We start from the raw sequence: 20,803 nt of genomic DNA on the forward strand, positions 1-20,803 counted from the left end.
TGGCAAAGCGGCCGGGTGTGTCGGCAACCTCCCGCTTCATCGCAGTCAAAGACCAACATTCAACATTATATACAATAACATAGCGGATAGCAAGTGTTTTCGTAAATTTATAATAATTTATTGGCCTTTCATTTTGTACTTTCTAAGCTGTTTTATAGTATATAAGAGGAGTTTATATAAATCAACTCCAATAAAATTCTGAAAATTTTCCGCTATCTCATTTAAATATTTAGCTTCTCTTTCATCAAATTAAACATGTTTCCTATTATAAATAGGAACAATTTTTTGACCAGCAAAAAAGCCGGGAGGGATGCCGGATGAAAGCAAAAAAAGTGGTCAGCGAATTTTGCCAACCACTTGCTCATCGAATCCAGAAACTTATTCTCTTCCTATTTAAATAGTTTCCTGTTCTTATAATGCTTCTTTTACGATTTTTTTATAATACAAAACGGATAATATGCCAAATACCGTGTACATCGCTACATAGAACAGGATGATGATGATCATTGGCGTTGTCATCTCTGAACCGAACAGCCACCAGCCGGATTTCACCGCAAAGTAACTGTGAAGGAGGCCAATCAAGAGCGGCATGCCAAAGTTAAATAATTGTTTGACGTAAATTCCGCGCATGATTTCTCCGTTGGAAAACCCGATTTTCCGCAAAATCGTATAGGACTCTCTTTCATCTTCCGCTTCACCCATTTGTTTAAAGTAAAGAATGCTTCCTGTTGTCAACAAAAAGGCCAGTCCCAAAAATCCTGTCACAAAAATAGTCATTCCGTTAAGCGCTATATTCTCATCGTAATATTCTTTGTAAGTTTTTTGATAATCATATTCAATGGCTTTTCGTTCCCTCAAGTTTTTAAATAATGTTTCGGCCCTTTCACGGTCTTTTTCATTTACTAAATTAATACCGATTTGACTTGTAATTTCCGGTTTTTGAACCTTTTGTATTTCATCGAATAATTCATCTGTCACTATCAATACCGGCGAACCGGCGCTTGCCAACACCGATAAGAAAAACTCATCTTCCCTTACTTCTTTGATGAATAAAGAGTAATTTTTCCCGCTTGTTTTTACTTGTATGTTCTTTTTGCTTTCCAACGGCAGCAATTCAGATAATACATCGGCATAGCTTGTAATAATGGTCTCCCCGTCTTTCAATTGGGCATCCGGATTGATTTTTTTATAATCCGACAGAGGAACGACCGATGATGTTGCCTCTTGATTGACATTGATATACTCGGCATTCTTTTCATCCAAATTAAATAAATCAGCCATTTTCACATTTACCACAGAAATTTGAAAACTTGCTTTTTCATATTCAATTCCTTCTGCCTCGAGCTGATCTAAAAATTCAATTCCTTTATTATTCAATAAAGTGTAATCAAAGGGAGAGAACCGTCTTGCATCGGATTCCGAAGAATAGTAGGAAATATAAGACAGCGTCATAATCCCGACGGCTAGCCCCGTCAACACCGTTATTAATGTAAGGGAACTGGCATTTCCCTTCATGCGGTGCATAATCGTTGTGACACCTAAAACGTCCGTTATTTTTAAATACCCCTTTTTGCTTTTCCGGATTAAGTTCATAATAAGCGCCACAGAATACCGGAAAAATAAATAGGAGCCAATAATTGTGGAACCTAAAATCAGCAGCATATTAATCAAGAGATTGTTTGTTGTGGCGCCCCCCACGCTGAACAATCTTGTGGAATCGTAATACCCATAAGCAATCAATCCAATTCCGATGATTCCCATGACCATATGGAAAATGCTGAACTTTTTAATCCGTTCATCGGCTTTTTTGGCCGCATTAAACAATGACAATAATGATGCTTTTCGAATCATGATGAAAATTTGAAGCATAACCACCACTAATAGAAGGGCAAAAATAATGAGCGATTTAGAAAAGGCCGTCATGGAAAACGATAAACTGACAATTGCATCGTTTTTTATTAACTTCATCAATATCATCGCAAAAAACCGCGAAGTTAAAAATCCCAGCACCATTCCGACTCCAACAGCCAACGTGAATAGCACCACATTTTCAATCAATAATAGCCGGAAGATCAAACCCTTGGTCATCCCGATTAATTGATATAAGCCAATTTCTTTACTGCGGCGTTTCATAAATAGTTGGTTCGCATAAAGGATAAAAAAGATCAGAATAAAATATAAAACATACGTAATGGATTCAAAACCTGCCGTGGCGGTGCCGCTTGCTTCCAATGCCTTGGTGACAGAATGGTTATATTGGATGGTGATGAACGAAAAGCAAAGGGTCACACTAAAAATTAATGCAAAGAAGTATAAGTAGTAATGCTTTATATTCTTCTTCATGCTTTTAAACACTAAATTAGTTAACGTCATAACCATCACCGCCAAGCACGCTTTGGGTATTCAAAATATCCTGGAAAAACGCCTGTCTCGTTTTATCCCCTTTATAAAGTTCCGTATAGATTTGACCATCTTTTAAGAACAATACACGGCTACAGAAACTGGCGGCAACCGGGTCATGGGTCACCATCATGATGGTTGCTCCTCTTTCCTTATTGATGCTTTCCAAATTCGTCAGTAAGGCCGTCGCCGATTTCGAATCGAGCGCCCCGGTCGGCTCATCGGCAAAAACGATGGAAGGTTCTGTAATCAAAGCCCTTGCCGCCGATGTTCTTTGCTTTTGTCCGCCGGATATTTCATTCGGATATTTATTTAAAATATCCGCAATGCCTAAATATTCAACCAGCATGGCCAAGCGTTGTTCCGCCACTTTCTTTGGAACCTTGCTAATGGATAATGGCAACAGGATGTTTTCTTTCACCGTTAATGTATCCAGCAGGTTATAGTCCTGGAAGATAAATCCTAAATGTTCCCGGCGGAATTTTGCCAAATCCCGTTCTTTCATTTTTTGTAACGGTTTCCCGTTGATTTCCACAATCCCTTCTGTCGGAAAATCAATGGAGCAAAGGACATTTAATAAAGTCGTTTTTCCTGAACCGGAAGGCCCCATGATTCCGACAAATTCCCCTTCATGCACTTCCAGGTCAATCCCTTTTAACACTTCTTGTTTTAACGTGCGTTTTCCATAGGTTTTTCTTATTTTTCTTGCCACTAAAACAGCCATTTCATCAGCCCCTTGTATTGTTTCGTTACCTAAATTGTACACTTTCGTCCCCTTACAATCGTTCGATTCTCGTGACAAATAAAAAATGGTAAATGACAATTTTGTCACATACCATAAGATTGGATGTATTGATTCTCAAGAGGAAATTGGATGGTGAATGTTGTGCCGACATCCACTTGCGATTCTACCTTCAACGTAAGCCCGAGTTTTTCAGCCGCTTCCCTTGCCAAGTATAGACCCATCCCTGTCGCAGCGGTTGTTTCCCTTCCGATCGTTCCCGTATAGGACCGTTGGAAAATTCGGGGCAAGTCTTCAGCCCGGATCCCGACACCGAAGTCTTGTATATGTAATAATAGATGCCCCTTTGGATCCCGGGTTGTGAATATATGGATTTCACTGTTTTCACGACTGTATTTCACTGCATTGGAAAAGATCTGGCGGATGATGAACCCAAGCCATTTGGCATCGGTTGTCACGGTTTCATCCAGGCTTTTCGTTTCCACGCCAATCCCTTTTTCAATACACCATGAACGGAAATCCTTGATTTGTTGATGAACGACCGTTTCCAAACAAACCTTCTCCAGACGGTTATCTTTTTCAATCGTTGAAAGCCTTGTTTCATGGATTTTTTGATCAAGCAGCAAAAAAAGGCGAATCCATTCTTTTTCAATCTTCTCTCTCAATGCATAAGGTTCTACTTGTTCCACGATTAATTTCATGGCCGTCATCGGCGATTTCATTTCATGCACCCATGCCAGCACCTCATCCTGTTGTTCGAGCACTTCTATTTTCATTTGACGGAACGATTCTTCCAATCTTTCGTATTGCTTTTGAAAGTGGTCGATGTACTTTTGCTGAAAAGGCGATAGAAGCTCCCGATTGACCGGTTGTTCACAAATGGCTTTCAGTTGTTTTGTTTCTTTCACATAACGCCAAAGTATAAAAAGGAAAAACAACAAAAAATTCATGATGTTCACATATAGGATGGATACCTTGGACAAACCGCTATCGATGAAAAACAATCCATTCAGCCATATTTGCAAAAACAGGAAAAATAAAATCCACGCTCTTCTTTCTTTCAAAAATAGTCCAATCATTTTGTCACCGCCATATAACCAAGTCCTTTTTTCGTGACAATCGCATCTTTTAAGCCAATCTCCTCCAAACGTTGCCGCAGACGATTGACATTGACCGTCAAAGTATTGTCATTCACAAATCGCTCGTCATCCCAAAGTTTGCGCATCAGTTCATCCCTGGAAACAATTTTGTCAACGGAAGCCAATAATGTTTTCAATATAAATAATTCATTTTTCGTCAGTTCCACCGTTTTTTCCCCGTATTGAACCGTTCCTTTGTCATAATCGATCACAGCTCCATTCCATCTTGCGACATGTTGCGTTTTGTCCCCATAATCATAGGTTCTTCTTAAAATGGCTTGTACCTTTGCAAGCAACACTTCCATATGGAAAGGTTTTTGCACAAAATCATCCGCTCCCATTTGCATCGCCATCACCATATCCATTGGATGATCCCTCGACGATAAAAACAAAATCGGCACTTGGGAAATGGCACGAATTTCACGGCACCAATGAAAGCCATCAAAAGCAGGGAGTTGAATATCGATGATGACAAGATGCGGCTGTTCTTTCAAAAAATCATCCATCACCTTTTTAAAATCTTTTGGACCTACGACTTCCATCGACCATTGGCTGAAACGTTCTTTGATTAAATTGAAGATTGACGGGTCATCTTCTATCAGAAAGATTTTCATTTTTTCAACCTCTCCATCAAATGTTCTACTTTTATTGTAATTTATTTTGCCATTTGTGTATGAAAATCCACATTTAAATTCTTTTTCATTAGAAAATTCTCTTTTAATCAGTATAATGGAACAAAGGACAATCGTGCGTTTAAAGGAGATGTTGCTTGTGGACATCCGCCAAATCGAATATTTCACTGAAGTTGCAAAACATTTAAGTTTTACGAAAGCCGCTTCCACCCTGCATGTTTCCCAGCCTTCCATCAGCAAGGCGATTCAAAATTTGGAAGCTGAGCTGGGTGTTCCTCTGTTTTACCGTTCATCCAAACAGCTGGAGTTGACGGATGCAGGAAAGGCTGTTTTGGCAAATGCCCAGCATGTGCTAGCCGCTTTCAAAAATTTGCGCTCTGAATTGACGGATTTAATGGAATTGAAAAAAGGGGAAATACGTATCGGCATTCCTCCCATTGTGGGGGTGGAGTTTTTTTCAAAACTGATTAGTTTGTACAAAGAAAAGCATCCTTATATTGAAATAAAATTGACCGAAGTGGGCACGAAAAAAATCCGGCAAGGGGTTGAAGAAGGGGAATTGGATATAGGGTTGATTTGCAATTTATGTGTGCCTAACGATCAATTGCAGACCATCAGTATATTAAAAGATCCCCTCATGTTAATTGTTCATAAAGATCATCCGCTTGCTGAACTCCCTACTGTGGATATGTCCATGTTGGAAAGGGAGGCTTTTATCATCTACCGAAAAGACTTCACTTTGTACGATCGGATTATCGAAGAATGCTCAAAACATGGTTTCTACCCAACCATTGCCTGCGAATCATCCCAAAAAGATTTAATTGTTGAAATGGTGGCAGCCAAAGTGGGCATTGCATTGCTTCCGAAAACAATATGTGAGAAACTTCAAAACGATAAAATCGTTTCCATCCCCTTTAAACAGGAAAACCTCTTTCTGGAGTTGGGGTTGACTTGGAGGAAAAATAAATATTTATCCTTCGCCGTACGGGAATTTATCGATTTGGCGCAGGCGTTTATCACGAAATAAAAAAGACATGCCTTCAAAGGAAGACATGTCTCTTATTTTTTAATTGGCACTTACTACGCCATATTTTTGTTTTGCTTCAAGACGGCGTTTATGAAGGATTGGTTCAGTGTAACCGTTTGGCTGTTCATATCCTTTGAAGACAAGGTCGCAAGCTGCTTGGAAACCAACAGAATCTTCAAAGTTTGGAGCCATTGGACGGTAGTTTGGATCTCCTTCATTTTGTTTATCAACGACTACGGCCATGCGTTTTAGTGTTTCATACACTTGTTCTTTTGTCACAATGCCATGGTGCAGCCAGTTGGCGATATGTTGGCTGGAAATGCGGAGTGTTGCCCGGTCTTCCATTAAGCCGATGTTGTTGATGTCAGGCACTTTGGAACATCCAACGCCTTGCTCAACCCAACGGATTACATATCCTAAAATTCCTTGGCAGTTATTGTCCAACTCTTCTTGAATTTCTTCAGGGCTCCAATTTGGATTTTTCTCTACAGGAATTTGTAAAATGTCATCTTGTAAATCTTCGAAATCTGTAATGCCTTTTTGTACTTCTTTTACGTTTACTAGGTGATAGTGGATTGAGTGTAATGTGGCAGCTGTTGGCGATGGCACCCAAGCCGTGTTGGCACCCGCTTTTGGATGGGCGATTTTTTGTTCAAGCATTGCCGCCATCAAGTCAGGCATAGCCCACATTCCTTTACCGATTTGGGCATGGCCTTGCAAACCGCATTGTAATCCGACAAATACATTGGATTTTTCGTAAGCATTCAACCAAACGGATGATTTCATTTCGTTTTTGCGGATCATTGGGCCGGCTTCCATTGATGTATGGATTTCATCGCCTGTTCTGTCCAAGAATCCAGTATTGATGAAGATGATGCGTTCTTTCACTTCATTGATGCAGTTTTTCAAGTTCAATGATGTACGGCGCTCTTCATCCATGACACCCACTTTCAATGTGTAGCGTTCAAGACCCAGCAAATCTTCAATGCGGCCAAATAATTTGTTTGTGAATGCCACTTCTTTTGAACCGTGCATTTTCGGTTTTACGATGTAAATGGACCCTTTTTTGGAGTTTTTGTATTTTGACTTGCCGATAATATCAAGTTTCGCAATTAGGCTTGTAATCACGCCATCCATAATTCCTTCAGGGATTTCTTCCCCGTTTTTATCCAAGATGGCATTCGTTGTCATTAAGTGACCTACATTGCGGACAAACATCAACGAACGGCCTGGTAGAGTAAATTCATTTCCATTCAAATCTTTATAGGCACGGTCAGGATTTAGTGTACGAGTCAACGTTTTTGAACCTTTTTCAAAAGTTGCGGTTAAATCGCCACGAACTAATCCCAACCAGTTGCTGTATACTAGCACTTTGTCTTCCGCATCAACGGCTGCAACAGAGTCTTCGCAGTCCATAATTGTTGTAATAGCTGCTTCCAAAACGATATCTTTGATGCCTGCAGGATCGTCTTTACCAACAGGATGATTGCGATCGATTTGAATTTCGATATGCAAGTCATTGTTTTTTAACAGAACCGCAGTCGGCTCTTCCGGAGAACCAGTATACCCTGCCGCTTTTGACTCATCCACAAGGCCTGTTTGGTTGCCGTTTGAAAGAGTCACAACAAGTTTGCCATTTTCAATCGCATATTTTACAGCATCCGCATGGGAAGCGTCTTTTAATGGAACCGCTTGATCCAAAAATTTCTTCGAATATTCGATTACTTTTTGGCCGCGTACCGGGTTGTAGCTGCTTCCTTTTTCCGCTCCATCTTCTTCACTGATGGCATCTGTTCCATATAATGCATCGTAAAGGCTTCCCCAACGGGCATTCGCTGCGTTTAGTGCGTAACGTCCGTTGCTCACCGGCACTACTAATTGAGGACCCGCTTGAACAGCCACTTCATCATCAACATTTTCCGTTGTCACTTCAAAGTCTTCCACTTTTGGCTCAATGTAGCCGATTTCTTCCAAAAACTTTTTATATTTGTCAAAATCAAAGTTTCCCCGATTTTCTTTATGCCAATTATGAATTGCTTCTTCCAATTCTCTCCGTTTTTCAAGAAGCGCCTTGTTTTCCGGAGCCAAGTCATGAATGATTTGGTCGAATCCTGCCCAGAATTCATCTTTGTCAACTTCCGCTTCAGGCAGAACCTCATTTACAAAATCATATAAAATTTTTTCAACTTGTAAGTTTCCTACTTGTACGTAATTTGCCATTCACCGCATCCCCCTCGAGTTTTTGACAATCTATTTTTTGAAGATTTCTTAATCTTCTTAATTTAATTATAATAGTAAAACATTGCATAAATGAAATACATATTTTGAATAAGCAATATTCACTTTATCTATAGAATCGCAAAAAAATAACCATCTTGTAGAAAATCTACAAGATGGTTGAAATTGTAAGCTATTTCACTTCAATTATTTAATGATTTCAGATACAGAACCTGCACCTACTGTACGTCCACCTTCGCGGATAGAGAATTTAGTACCTTCTTCAATCGCGATAGGAGAGATCAATTCTACAGTCATTTCAACGTTGTCGCCAGGCATAACCATTTCTACGCCTTCTGGTAATGTGATTACGCCAGTAACGTCTGTTGTACGGAAGTAGAATTGTGGACGGTAGTTAGAGAAGAATGGAGTATGACGTCCACCTTCTTCTTTTGATAATACGTACACTTGTGCTTTGAAAGCAGTGTGTGGTGTGATTGAACCTGGTTTCGCTAATACTTGACCACGTTGTACTTCGTCACGAGAGATACCGCGAAGAAGTGCACCGATGTTGTCACCAGCTTCTGCATAGTCAAGTAATTTACGGAACATTTCGATACCAGTTACAGTTGTTTTTGTTGGTTCGTCAGCAAGACCGATGATTTCTACTTCGTCACCAACTTTAAGTTGACCGCGTTCTACACGACCAGTTGCAACTGTACCACGACCAGTGATAGAGAATACGTCTTCTACTGGCATCATGAATGGTTTATCAACTTCACGTTGTGGAGTTGGAATGTATTCGTCAACTGCATCCATTAATTCGATGATTTTTGCTTCCCATTCAGGATCTCCTTCAAGAGCTTTAAGAGCAGAACCTTTGATTACAGGTACTTCATCACCTGGGAAATCATATTCTGAAAGTAAGTCGCGAACTTCCATTTCTACTAATTCTAATAATTCTGGATCGTCTACCATATCACATTTGTTTAAGAATACTACTAAGTATGGCACACCTACTTGGCGAGAAAGAAGGATGTGTTCACGAGTTTGTGGCATTGGACCGTCAGCAGCAGATACTACTAGGATACCGCCGTCCATTTGAGCCGCACCAGTGATCATGTTTTTAACGTAGTCAGCGTGTCCTGGGCAGTCTACGTGTGCATAGTGGCGTTTGTCTGTTTCATATTCAACGTGAGAAGTGTTGATTGTGATACCACGTTCTTTTTCTTCTGGTGCGTTGTCGATTTGGTCGTAAGATTTAGCTTCACCACCAATTTTTTTCGCAAGAACTGTTGCGATAGCAGCAGTTAAAGTAGTTTTACCGTGGTCAACGTGACCGATTGTACCAATGTTAACGTGTGGTTTTGAACGATCGAATTTTTCTTTAGCCATTAGAGAAAGCCTCCTATTACTAGTATTTTTTTATATTTTACAACTGCTGACAAGAAATTGTTTCCTTGTCATACAATCATAGCTTACAAATTATTTATACTTGATAAAAGGTGAGATTTCAATTATTATTCACCTTTATTTTTTTTGATGATTTCTTCCGCAATGGATTTTGGCACTTCTTCGTAATGGTCAAATACCATTGAGAATACACCGCGTCCTTGAGTTGCGGAACGGAGTGTAGTCGCATATCCGAACATCTCTGCTAGTGGCACCATCGCACGAACCACTTGTGCGTTACCGCGGGCTTCCATACCTTCAACGCGACCGCGACGGGCAGTTACGTGACCCATGATATCACCAAGATATTCTTCAGGAACTACAACTTCCACTTTCATTACTGGCTCAAGTAATACAGGGTTACATTTTTGAGCTGCATTTTTCAATGCCATAGATGCAGCGATTTTGAACGCCATTTCACTGGAGTCCACATCGTGGTATGAACCATCGAATAATTTCGCTTTGATGTCGATAAGAGGGTATCCGGCAAGAACACCGTTTTCCATAGCGTCTTTTAATCCTGCTTCAACAGCTGGAATATATTCGCGAGGAACTACCCCACCGACGATAGCGTTTTCGAATTCGAAACCTTTTCCTTCTTCGTTTGGAGAGAATTCGATCCAAACGTGACCATATTGACCGCGACCACCAGATTGGCGAACGAATTTACCTTCAACTTGAGCAGTCGTACGGAATGTTTCACGATATGAAACTTGAGGAGCACCAACGTTTGCTTCCACTTTGAATTCGCGTTTTAGACGGTCAACGATGATGTCAAGGTGAAGCTCACCCATACCGGAGATGATTGTTTGACCAGTTTCTTGGTCTGTATGCGCACGGAATGTTGGGTCTTCCTCTTGAAGTTTACCAAGCGCTGTACTCATTTTATCTTGGTCTGCTTTAGATTTTGGTTCAATAGCAACTGAGATAACTGGCTCTGGGAATTCCATTGATTCCAAGATAACAGGATTTTTATCGTCGCAAAGCGTGTCACCAGTTACTGTGTCTTTTAAACCAACTGCAGCTGCGATATCTCCTGCAAATACTTTTGAAATTTCTTCACGGTGATTTGCATGCATTTGAAGGAGACGTCCGATACGTTCGCGTTTATTTTTTGTAGAGTTTAGAACGTATGAACCAGATTCCAATATACCTGAGTACACACGGAAGAATGTTAATTTACCAACATATGGGTCAGTCATAACTTTGAACGCTAATGCTGAGAATGGCTCATCATCGCTAGCATGGCGTTCTACTTCTTCACCATCAGGTGTAGTACCTTTAATTGAAGGAATATCTACTGGTGAAGGCAAGTAATCAACTACTGCATCAAGCATTAATTGAACACCTTTGTTTTTGAACGCACTACCGCAAAGAACTGGATAGAATTCTACTGCGATCGTCGCTTTACGAATAGCCGCTTTCAACTCTTCAACAGTGATTTCTTCACCAGCGAAGTATTTTTCCATTAATTCTTCGTCTAGTTCAGCAACCGCTTCAATGAGTTTTTCACGGTATTCTTCAGCTTGTGCTTGGTATTCTTCTGGAATTTCACCTACTTGGATATCAGTTCCAAGGTCGTTTGTGTAGAAATAAGCTTTCATTTCAACCAAATCGATAATTGCAGAGAATTGATCTTCTGCACCGATTGGTAATTGAACTGGGTGTGCATTCGCTTGCAAGCGATCACGAAGAGTACTTACTGAATATAAAAAGTCGGCACCGATTTTATCCATTTTGTTAACAAATACGATACGTGGAACGCCGTATGTTGTTGCTTGGCGCCATACTGTTTCAGTTTGTGGCTCAACGCCGGATTGAGCATCAAGTACTGTTACCGCACCGTCAAGTACACGCAAAGAACGTTCAACTTCCACAGTGAAGTCTACGTGTCCTGGTGTGTCGATAATGTTAATGCGATGGCCTTTCCACTGAGCTGTTGTCGCAGCAGAAGTGATTGTAATACCACGTTCTTGCTCTTGCTCCATCCAGTCCATTTGAGAGGCACCTTCGTGAGTTTCACCAATTTTGTGAATCTTACCAGTGTAATAAAGGATCCGCTCAGTTGTTGTTGTTTTACCAGCATCAATATGAGCCATAATCCCAATATTACGTGTATTCTCTAGGGAGAATTCGCGTTTCATAGGGAATTGTCTCCTTCCATATTGGGTTTAGACTTAATAATATGTTTAAATTTTGTACTAGCATAGAGCTAGTACAAAATTCAGATTACCAACGATAGTGTGCAAATGCTTTGTTTGCTTCTGCCATTTTGTGCATATCTTCGCGTTTTTTCACTGCAGCACCTGTATTGTTTGCAGCATCCAAAATTTCATTCGCTAAGCGCTCTTCCATTGTTTTTTCACCGCGAAGACGCGCATAGTTCACTAGATAGCGAAGACCTAAAGTGATACGACGGTCTGGGCGAACTTCAACCGGTACTTGATAGTTGGAACCACCAACACGGCGAGCACGTACCTCAAGAACTGGCATTACGTTATTTAATGCTTCTTCGAACACTTCTAGTGGATCTTTACCTGTACGTTCTCTAACGATGTCAAACGCACCGTAAAGAATTCTTTGGGCAGTACCTTTTTTACCATCGATCATGATTTTATTGATTAAACGTGTCACTAATTTTGAATTGTAAAGTGGATCTGGTAACACGTCGCGTTTTGGAACAGGACCTTTACGTGGCATGTGTTTTCCTCCTTTCGATGAATGTGATTGTATCTATTTTAATTATTTTTTCTCTTTTGGTTTTTTCGTACCGTATAGAGAACGGGATTGTTTACGATCAGTTACACCTGCAGTGTCAAGAGCACCACGGATGATATGATAACGTACCCCTGGTAAGTCTTTTACACGTCCACCACGAATTAATACAACGCTGTGTTCTTGAAGGTTATGACCTTCACCTGGAATGTAAGCTGTAACTTCAATTTGGTTTGTTAAGCGAACACGGGCATATTTACGTAACGCAGAGTTTGGTTTTTTCGGTGTCATTGTACCAACACGTGTACATACTCCGCGTTTTTGTGGTGAATTAACGTTAGTAAGAGATTTTTTGAAGCTATTGTAACCTTTGTTTAACGCAGGTGATTTAGATTTAGTAATTTTAGATTTACGAGGTTTGCGCACTAATTGGTTAATTGTAGGCATCTGTTTTTTCCTCCCTTCATTTCATCTTTTAATTCCACACATCCAGGTGGTTCATTTTTAGGGTAAAAACAAAGCTTTTGTGTTTTTCACAAAAACTAATCCGCAGCAATTGCAACAACGGCAGCTCCAACTTGGATTCCGCACGCTTTGCCTAGCTCTTTTCTCGATTGCACATAATCGACCGGAATTCCGTATTCTTCCGCAAGAGCGATAACGGGTTGAGTCACTCGTTCTTCTGCATCTTGTGCGACGATAATCTCTTTGGCTCGGCCAGCCTTTATTGCTTTTACTGCTTGCTTTGTTCCTATGATTGTTTTAGTTGCCTGTTTTACTTTTTCATAAGACATTTACATATCCTCCGAAGTAGAAACAGTTGCTATCAACCCTAAGTATATTATCATTATCATTTCAATCTGTCAATTCATTTTTTATGTGGGTGATAAAAATAATTTCTAACATTATTTATATTTAGTTAATCCAGCAGAAGGATCCTGTCCGCCGCTATTCTCTATAAGCGGCAGTGGCCTTCCGCTGGATAACCGGATACTCAAATTAGGGATTTGACAGCCCGTTCATTGCCGATCATTCGACGGATGTCATTTCTTCCTGTGCATCCACCGGATCTTCTTTGATTTTTATTTGACGGTATCTTTGCATACCAGTACCTGCTGGGACAAGTTTACCCAAGATGACGTTTTCCTTGAGTCCGAGCAATGGATCCCGTTTGCCCTTGATTGCGGCATCCGTTAACACGCGAGTTGTTTCTTGGAAGGATGCAGCTGACAAGAATGATTCTGTTTCAAGAGATGCTTTTGTAATACCGAGAATCACTGGGCGGCAAGTTGCAGGAATTTTTCCACTCATAATCGCTTCTCTGTTCGCGTCTGTAAATTGATGAACATCAAGAAGCGTTCCAGGAAGCAGTTCTGTATCTCCCGCTTCGATGACACGCACTTTTCGAAGCATTTGGCGAACCATTACTTCGATGTGTTTGTCGCCGATTTCCACCCCTTGCATACGGTATACTTTTTGAACTTCTTTTAACAGATATTCTTGAACTGTGGCCACGTCTTTTACTTTCAACAATTGTTTTGGATCGATTGAACCGTCTGTAAGCACTTGGCCAGGTTCCACTTCATCTCCAACCGCTACTTTCAAGCGTGCATTATACGGCGCTTGATATTTGCGGGTTTCAATTTCGCCGACAACGGTAATTTCTCTTAAACCATCGCGACTTTCTTCAATGTCTGTGACGATACCACGAATTTCAGAAATAATCGCTTGCCCTTTTGGATTGCGGGCTTCAAAGATTTCTTGGATACGTGGAAGACCTTGCGTGATGTCGTTACCGGCAACCCCACCAGTGTGGAATGTACGCATCGTTAATTGGGTACCTGGTTCACCAATGGATTGGGCTGCAATAATACCGACCGCTTCACCCACTTCAACTTCTTCACCAGTCGCCAAGTTAATGCCGTAGCATTTTTTACATACACCATGTCTTGTATTGCATGTAAAGGCTGAACGAATTGTCACTTTTTCAATGCCGGCTTCCACAATTTTTCTAGCGATATCTTGTGTGATAAGTTTGTCACGTTCTACAAGCACTTCTCCCGTTTCAGGATGACGTACTGTTTTCTTCGCGTATCGTCCAATAATACGTTCTTCCAATGATTCGATGACTTCTGTTCCATCCATTAATGCGCCAATTGTTAATCCACGGTCTGTACCGCAATCTTCTTCGCGGATAATTACGTCTTGGGCTACGTCCACGAGACGACGAGTCAAATATCCAGAGTCCGCTGTTTTTAACGCTGTATCGGCAAGACCTTTACGGGCACCGTGCGTCGAAATGAAGTATTCCAATACGCTCAAACCTTCACGGAAGGAAGATTTGATTGGAAGTTCGATAATTCGACCGGCCGGGTTGGCCATCAGACCACGCATACCGGCAAGCTGAGTAAAGTTCGATGCGTTACCACGGGCACCGGAGTCACTCATCATGAAGATTGGGTTCAATTTTGGCAAGGAGTCCATCAATTTAGATTGAATTTCGTCTTTCGCTTCAGACCAACTTGAAATCACTCGGTCATATCGTTCTTCTTCCGTGATTAAACCACGGCGGAATTGTTGCATAACTTTATCCACTTTTTTCTGAGCTTTATCCAAGATTTCTTTCTTTTCTGGCAATACGAGGATATCAGCGATACTTACCGTAATACCAGCACGTGTTGAATATTTAAATCCTAAGTCTTTCAAGCGGTCAAGCATTTTGGATGTTTCCGTGATATGGAAACGTTTGAACACTTCCGCGATAATGCTTCCCAAGAATTTTTTACGGAAAGGTGTAATGAGTTCTTGATCTTCGATATATTTTTTCAATACCGCTTTCCGTTGATATTCGATTTTTTCTTTTTCGGAAAGTTGGTTGTATTCTTCGGAAGCTTCCAGTTCTTTCAACATTTCATCGTCAATTTTCAAGTCGACGAAATATTTGTCTGGTGTTGCCACTTCCAAGTTGTAAGATGTTGGTTCGTTAATGTATGGGAATGATTCTGGCAAAATTTCATTGAAAATGATTTTACCAACAGTCGTGATTAAGAATTTTTTATTTTGTTCTTCCGTGAACGTTTTGTTGTTTAGAGAGCCTGCTTTAACGGCAATCCGGCTGTGCAGGTGCACATTTCCGTTTTGGTAAGCAATCAATACTTCATCCGGGCTGGAGAATACGGAACCTTCTCCACGGGCGCCTTTACGTTCAAGTGTTAGATAGTAGTTTCCTAATACCATGTCTTGGGATGGTGTTACAACTGGCTTACCGTCTTTTGGATTCAGGATGTTTTGTGCCGCAAGCATTAAGAGACGCGCTTCCGCTTGAGCTTCCGCTGATAATGGCACGTGTACGGCCATTTGGTCACCGTCGAAGTCTGCGTTATAAGCTGTACATACAAGTGGATGCAAGCGGATCGCACGGCCTTCAACCAACGTTGGTTCGAACGCTTGGATTCCCAATCTGTGAAGGGTTGGGGCACGGTTTAAAAGTACCGGATGTTCTTTGATTACATCTTCCAATACATCCCATACTTCATTGTGCATGCGCTCAATTTTGCGTTTTGCGCTTTTTATATTGTGAGCCAATCCTCTTTCAACAAGCTCTTTCATAACAAATGGTTTGAACAATTCGATCGCCATTTCTTTTGGCAGACCGCATTGATACATTTTCAAGTTTGGACCTACGACAATAACGGAACGTCCTGAGTAGTCAACACGCTTACCAAGCAAGTTTTGGCGGAAACGGCCTTGTTTCCCTTTTAACATGTGGGATAAAGATTTTAATGGTCTGTTACCAGGACCTGTTACAGGACGGCCTCTGCGTCCGTTGTCAATCAATGCATCCACCGCTTCTTGCAACATACGTTTTTCGTTTTGGACGATGATGCTTGGAGCACCTAAATCAAGTAGTCGTTTTAGACGATTGTTACGGTTAATCACACGGCGATATAAATCGTTCAAGTCGGATGTAGCGAATCGTCCACCATCGAGTTGCACCATTGGCCGAAGTTCAGGCGGAATAACCGGAAGAACTTCCAACACCATCCATTCCGGTCTGTTTCCGGAACTGCGGAAAGATTCGATGACTTCAAGGCGTTTGATGGCACGAGTACGGCGTTGGCCTTGAGCGGTTTTCAATTCTTCTTTTAATTTATTTGCTTCTTCTTCCAAATCAATTTGTTCCAGGAGCTTTTTAATTGCTTCCGCTCCCATTCCGGCTTCAAAGCTGTTGCCGAATTTTTCACGATATGCACGGTATTCTTTTTCAGACAATAACTGTTTCTTTTCAAGTGTTGTGGCACCTGGATCGATCACTACATAAGATGCAAAATAAATAACTTCTTCCAAAGCTCTAGGCGACATGTCAAGAATGAGGCCCATACGGCTTGGAATTCCTTTGAAATACCAGATGTGGGAAACCGGCGCAGCAAGTTCAATGTGTCCCATGCGTTCACGGCGAACTTTCGCACGTGTTACTTCTACACCGCATCGGTCACAAACGACACCTTTATAACGAACGCGTTTATATTTTCCGCAGTGGCATTCCCAGTCTTTTGTCGGACCAAAGATGCGTTCGCAGAAAAGACCGTCTTTTTCAGGTTTTAATGTACGATAGTTAATTGTTTCAGGTTTTTTTACTTCTCCATAGGACCAAGAACGGATTTTATCCGGTGAAGCCAAACCAATTTTCATAAATTCAAATTCATTTACGTCAACCAAGGAGCCTACCTCCCTTAATAAGTCCTTTTGGCATTCCTATTTTAATCAAAACCGTAAAGTTTTAATGGGGCAGGACAATTCCTGCCCGCATGCATTATTTTTGTGTTTCAACAGGTTTTTCTTCTTTAGCCGGCAAGATATTGAGAGCATCAGCTGGTTGCAGATCATCATCTTCATCCATATCTCTCAATTCAATTTCTTCTTCATCGACCGTGAGCATTTTCACGTCTAACCCGAGAGATTGAAGTTCTTTGATCAACACTTTGAAGCTTTCAGGCACGCCCGGTTCCGGAACGCTTTCTCCTTTTACAATCGCTTCATATGTTTTTACGCGACCTACCACGTCATCAGATTTGATTGTTAGCAATTCTTGTAGTGTATAGGCTGCACCGTATGCTTCAAGCGCCCAAACTTCCATCTCACCAAAACGTTGCCCACCGAATTGCGCTTTACCGCCAAGTGGTTGTTGCGTTACAAGAGAGTATGGACCTGTTGAACGGGCATGAAGTTTATCATCAACCATGTGAGCCAATTTAATCATGTACATGATACCGACAGATACCCGGTTATCGAATGGTTCGCCGGTACGTCCATCATAAAGGATTGTCTTACCATCCCGAGCCAATCCCGCTTCTTCCATTGTGCTCCAAACGTCTTCTTCGTTTGCTCCGTCAAATACAGGCGTTGCCATGTATTCGCCCAATCTGCGGGCAGCCATACCTAAGTGAAGTTCCAACACTTGTCCGATGTTCATACGAGATGGCACGCCCAATGGGTTCAACATGATGTCAACCGGAGTTCCGTCCGGCAAAAACGGCATATCTTCTTCAGGCAAAATGCGGGAAATAACCCCTTTGTTACCGTGGCGTCCGGCCATTTTATCCCCGACGCGGATTTTCCGTTTTTGCACAATGTAAACACGCACGAGTTGGTTAACGCCTGGTGGCAATTCATCTCCGTCTTCGCGGTTGAAGACTTTTACATCAAGAACGATTCCTCCAGCACCGTGCGGTACACGCAATGATGTATCACGGACTTCACGGGCTTTTTCACCGAAAATTGCATGTAACAAACGTTCTTCGGCAGTAAGTTCAGTAACTCCTTTTGGCGTCACTTTACCAACCAGGATATCGCCATCGCGGACTTCCGCACCAATGCGGACAATACCGCGATCATCAAGATTGCGGAGCGCATCTTCACCCACGTTTGGAATATCGCGTGTAATTTCTTCAGGTCCCAATTTTGTATCACGGGCTTCAGATTCATATTCTTCAATATGAATGGAAGTATAGACATCGTCTTTCACAAGACGTTCGTTCATAATAATCGCGTCTTCGTAGTTGAAACCTTCCCAAGTCATGAAAGCAACAAGGACGTTGCGGCCTAAAGCGAGTTCACCTTTATCCATGGAAGGTCCGTCAGCCAAAATATCTTTTGGTTTTACGCGATCTCCAACTTTCACGATTGGACGTTGGTTGATGCATGTACCGTGGTTGGAACGTTGGAATTTTTGAAGTTTATAAACATCCAATTCGCCTTTTACTTCTTTGCCGTCTTTGATTTCAATGCGGCGAACACGGATTTCACGGGATTCAACATGTTCCACGATACCGTCATATTTGTTGACTACCGCAGCTCCAGAGTCACGGGCAGCTACATATTCCATTCCTGTTCCCACATAAGGGGCCTCAGGCTGAATTAAAGGCACTGCTTGACGCTGCATGTTTGCACCCATCAACGCACGGTTGGAGTCGTCGTTTTCCAGGAACGGGATACATGCTGTCGCAGCAGATACGACTTGTTTAGGTGATACGTCCATGTAGTCAACCAATTCTCTTTTGAAAACTGTATTGTCCCCACGGAAACGACCTAAAACTTCTTCTTTGGCAAATGTACCGTCTGGATTTAATGGTGAGTTTGCTTGAGCCACGATATAGTTGTCTTCCTCATCGGCTGTCAAGTAATCAATCTGATCTGTTACTCGCCCAGTTTCAGGGTCGACTCTGCGGTATGGAGTTTCGATAAAACCAAATTTATTCACTTTCGCATAAGTTGATAGCGAGTTGATCAATCCGATGTTCGGACCCTCTGGCGTTTCAATTGGACACATGCGGCCATAGTGGGAATAGTGAACGTCACGCACTTCCATACCGGCACGTTCTCTTGTCAAACCGCCTGGTCCCAAAGCGGAAAGACGGCGTTTATGCGTCAATTCTGCCAATGGGTTTGTTTGATCCATGAATTGCGATAATTGAGAGCTTCCGAAGAACTCTTTAATCGCGGCAATGACAGGACGGATATTGATCAACTGTTGCGGTACGATGGAAGCTGTGTCGTTGATAGACATGCGTTCACGTACAACCCGTTCCATACGGGATAATCCAATACGGAATTGGTTTTGCAACAGCTCACCAACAGAGCGTAAACGGCGGTTACCTAAATGGTCGATATCGTCAACATTTCCTACACCGTACAGCAAGTTGAAGAAGTAGGATAGTGCGGCAATGATATCGGCCGGCGTCAAATGTTTCACTTCTTCTTCAACGTTCGCGTTGGAAATTACATTGATGACTTTACCGTCTTCATCATTAGGAGCATATATCTTAATGGATTGGACTGTAACGTCTCCATCCAATACACCACCTGCTTGGGATAAAGTACGGAATCCGACACCTTTTTCCAGGTAAGGAAGAATTTTATCCAATGTGCGTCGGTCGATAATTGTATCTTTTTCAACGATGATTTCTCCTGTTTCAGGATCGACCAATGTTTCTGCAATTTTTTGATTGAACAAACGGTTTTTAATATGAAGTTTTTTGTTCATTTTATAGCGACCAACGGCTGCCAAATCATATCGTTTCGCATCAAAGAAACGGGAATACAGCAAGCTTTTTGCGCTGTCAACAGTCGGTGGTTCGCCTGGACGAAGGCGTTCGTAAATTTCGATCAACGCCTTTTCCGTGCTGTCTGTATTGTCTTTTTCAAGCGTATTACGCAAATATTCATTATCACCGAGAATATCAATGATTTCTTGATCGGAACCGAATCCTAACGCTCTTAATAAAACGGTAGCAGGCAATTTACGAGTGCGGTCGATGCGGACATAGACAATATCTTTTGCGTCCGTTTCAAATTCCAACCATGCACCACGGTTTGGAATGACTGTTGCACCGAATCCTTTTTTGCCGTTTTTGTCCGTTTTATCATGGTAATATACGCTTGGTGAACGTACCAATTGTGATACGATAACACGTTCGGCGCCATTGATAATAAATGTTCCTGTTTCTGTCATTAATGGGAAGTCACCCATAAAAACATCTTGTTCTTTTACTTCATCAGTTTCTTTGTTATGAAGACGTACCTTCACGCGCAATGGAGCAGCATAAGTTACATCACGTTCCTTGCATTCATCGACATCATATTTTGGTTCGCCCAATGAAAAATCGATGAATTCAAGAGAAAGATTACCTGTGAAATCCTCGATTGGAGAAATTTCTTTAAACAATTCAAGCAATCCTTCTTTAAGGAACCAGTCATAAGAGGATGTCTGAATCTCAATCAAATTTGGAAGCTCCAACACCTCTTTAATGCGCGCAAAGCTTCTACGCTGGCGGTGTCGTCCGTACTGAACTAGTTGACCTGTCAACTTATTCACCCCTCAATAAAGCGATAATAGGTCTTTGCAAAATCAAATAAATGGTGTATGATTTTCCAAAGACAAAAAGAAAACGAGACTTTTCTAAAACCTCATTTTCGATTA

General features: G+C 41.5%; 13 protein-coding genes. 1 reads left to right on the plus strand and 12 read right to left on the minus strand.

From position 1 onward, the window contains the following. Positions 1–411: 411 nt before the first annotated feature. The 4 genes from ACFPOH_RS03505 to ACFPOH_RS03520 all read right to left on the minus strand — a co-directional run bounded on the left by ACFPOH_RS03505 (position 412) and on the right by ACFPOH_RS03520 (position 4,895). Positions 412–2,373: an FtsX-like permease family protein gene (locus ACFPOH_RS03505; protein WP_390308847.1), complete on the minus strand. Its 1,962-nt coding sequence runs from the start codon at positions 2,371–2,373 to the stop codon at positions 412–414. Continuing rightward, complete coding sequence (locus tag ACFPOH_RS03510; protein ID WP_342471213.1) at positions 2,360–3,124, minus strand: ABC transporter ATP-binding protein; 765 nt, start codon at positions 3,122–3,124, stop codon at positions 2,360–2,362. The genes ACFPOH_RS03505 and ACFPOH_RS03510 overlap by 14 nt, the downstream gene beginning before the upstream one ends. Positions 3,125–3,228: 104 nt before the next feature. Continuing rightward, positions 3,229–4,221, minus strand: a complete 993-nt coding sequence (locus ACFPOH_RS03515; RefSeq protein ID WP_390308848.1) for a sensor histidine kinase — start codon at positions 4,219–4,221, stop codon at positions 3,229–3,231. Beyond that, on the minus strand, positions 4,218–4,895 hold the full coding sequence (locus tag ACFPOH_RS03520; RefSeq protein ID WP_342470858.1) for a response regulator transcription factor: 678 nt from the start codon (positions 4,893–4,895) through the stop codon (positions 4,218–4,220). The genes ACFPOH_RS03515 and ACFPOH_RS03520 overlap by 4 nt, the downstream gene beginning before the upstream one ends. 157 nt (positions 4,896–5,052) lie before the next feature. Between ACFPOH_RS03520 and ACFPOH_RS03525 the strand changes: the two genes are divergently transcribed. Next, a complete protein-coding gene (locus tag ACFPOH_RS03525) occupies positions 5,053–5,940 on the plus strand; it encodes a LysR family transcriptional regulator (protein ID WP_342470856.1) in 888 nt (295 codons plus the stop codon). Between the two features lie 39 nt (positions 5,941–5,979). Here the strand turns inward: ACFPOH_RS03525 and ACFPOH_RS03530 are convergent, their stop codons facing one another. The 8 genes from ACFPOH_RS03530 to rpoB form a co-directional block, all read right to left on the minus strand. Continuing rightward, positions 5,980–8,160 (minus strand): malate synthase G, encoded by a 2,181-nt coding sequence (locus ACFPOH_RS03530; RefSeq protein ID WP_390308849.1) that lies wholly within the window; start codon positions 8,158–8,160, stop codon positions 5,980–5,982. Positions 8,161–8,364: 204 nt separating this feature from the next. Continuing rightward, positions 8,365–9,552, minus strand: coding sequence for an elongation factor Tu (gene tuf, locus ACFPOH_RS03535; protein ID WP_342470854.1), 1,188 nt, complete (start codon positions 9,550–9,552; stop codon positions 8,365–8,367). A gap of 125 nt (positions 9,553–9,677) precedes the next feature. After that, complete coding sequence (fusA, locus tag ACFPOH_RS03540) at positions 9,678–11,753, minus strand: elongation factor G (protein ID WP_342470853.1); 2,076 nt, start codon at positions 11,751–11,753, stop codon at positions 9,678–9,680. Between the two features lie 85 nt (positions 11,754–11,838). Next, positions 11,839–12,309 carry a 30S ribosomal protein S7 gene (gene rpsG / locus ACFPOH_RS03545; protein WP_342470852.1) on the minus strand — a complete coding sequence of 157 codons (471 nt, stop codon included), beginning with the start codon at positions 12,307–12,309 and terminating at the stop codon, positions 11,839–11,841. A gap of 42 nt (positions 12,310–12,351) precedes the next feature. Then, on the minus strand, positions 12,352–12,771 hold the full coding sequence (gene rpsL, locus ACFPOH_RS03550) for a 30S ribosomal protein S12 (RefSeq protein WP_208651254.1): 420 nt from the start codon (positions 12,769–12,771) through the stop codon (positions 12,352–12,354). A gap of 95 nt (positions 12,772–12,866) precedes the next feature. Further along, positions 12,867–13,118, minus strand: a complete 252-nt coding sequence (locus ACFPOH_RS03555; protein WP_342470851.1) for a 50S ribosomal protein L7ae-like protein — start codon at positions 13,116–13,118, stop codon at positions 12,867–12,869. A gap of 235 nt (positions 13,119–13,353) precedes the next feature. Next, on the minus strand, positions 13,354–17,043 hold the full coding sequence (rpoC, locus tag ACFPOH_RS03560; protein WP_342580639.1) for a DNA-directed RNA polymerase subunit beta': 3,690 nt from the start codon (positions 17,041–17,043) through the stop codon (positions 13,354–13,356). 94 nt (positions 17,044–17,137) lie between these two features. Further along, entirely contained in the window at positions 17,138–20,698 is a 3,561-nt protein-coding gene (gene rpoB, locus ACFPOH_RS03565; RefSeq protein WP_342470849.1) for a DNA-directed RNA polymerase subunit beta, read from the minus strand. Between the last annotated feature and the right edge of the window lie 105 nt (positions 20,699–20,803).

It is taken from the genome of Ureibacillus suwonensis, from assembly GCF_042655065.1.
In the GTDB taxonomy this organism is placed as follows: domain Bacteria; phylum Bacillota; class Bacilli; order Bacillales_A; family Planococcaceae; genus Ureibacillus; species Ureibacillus suwonensis.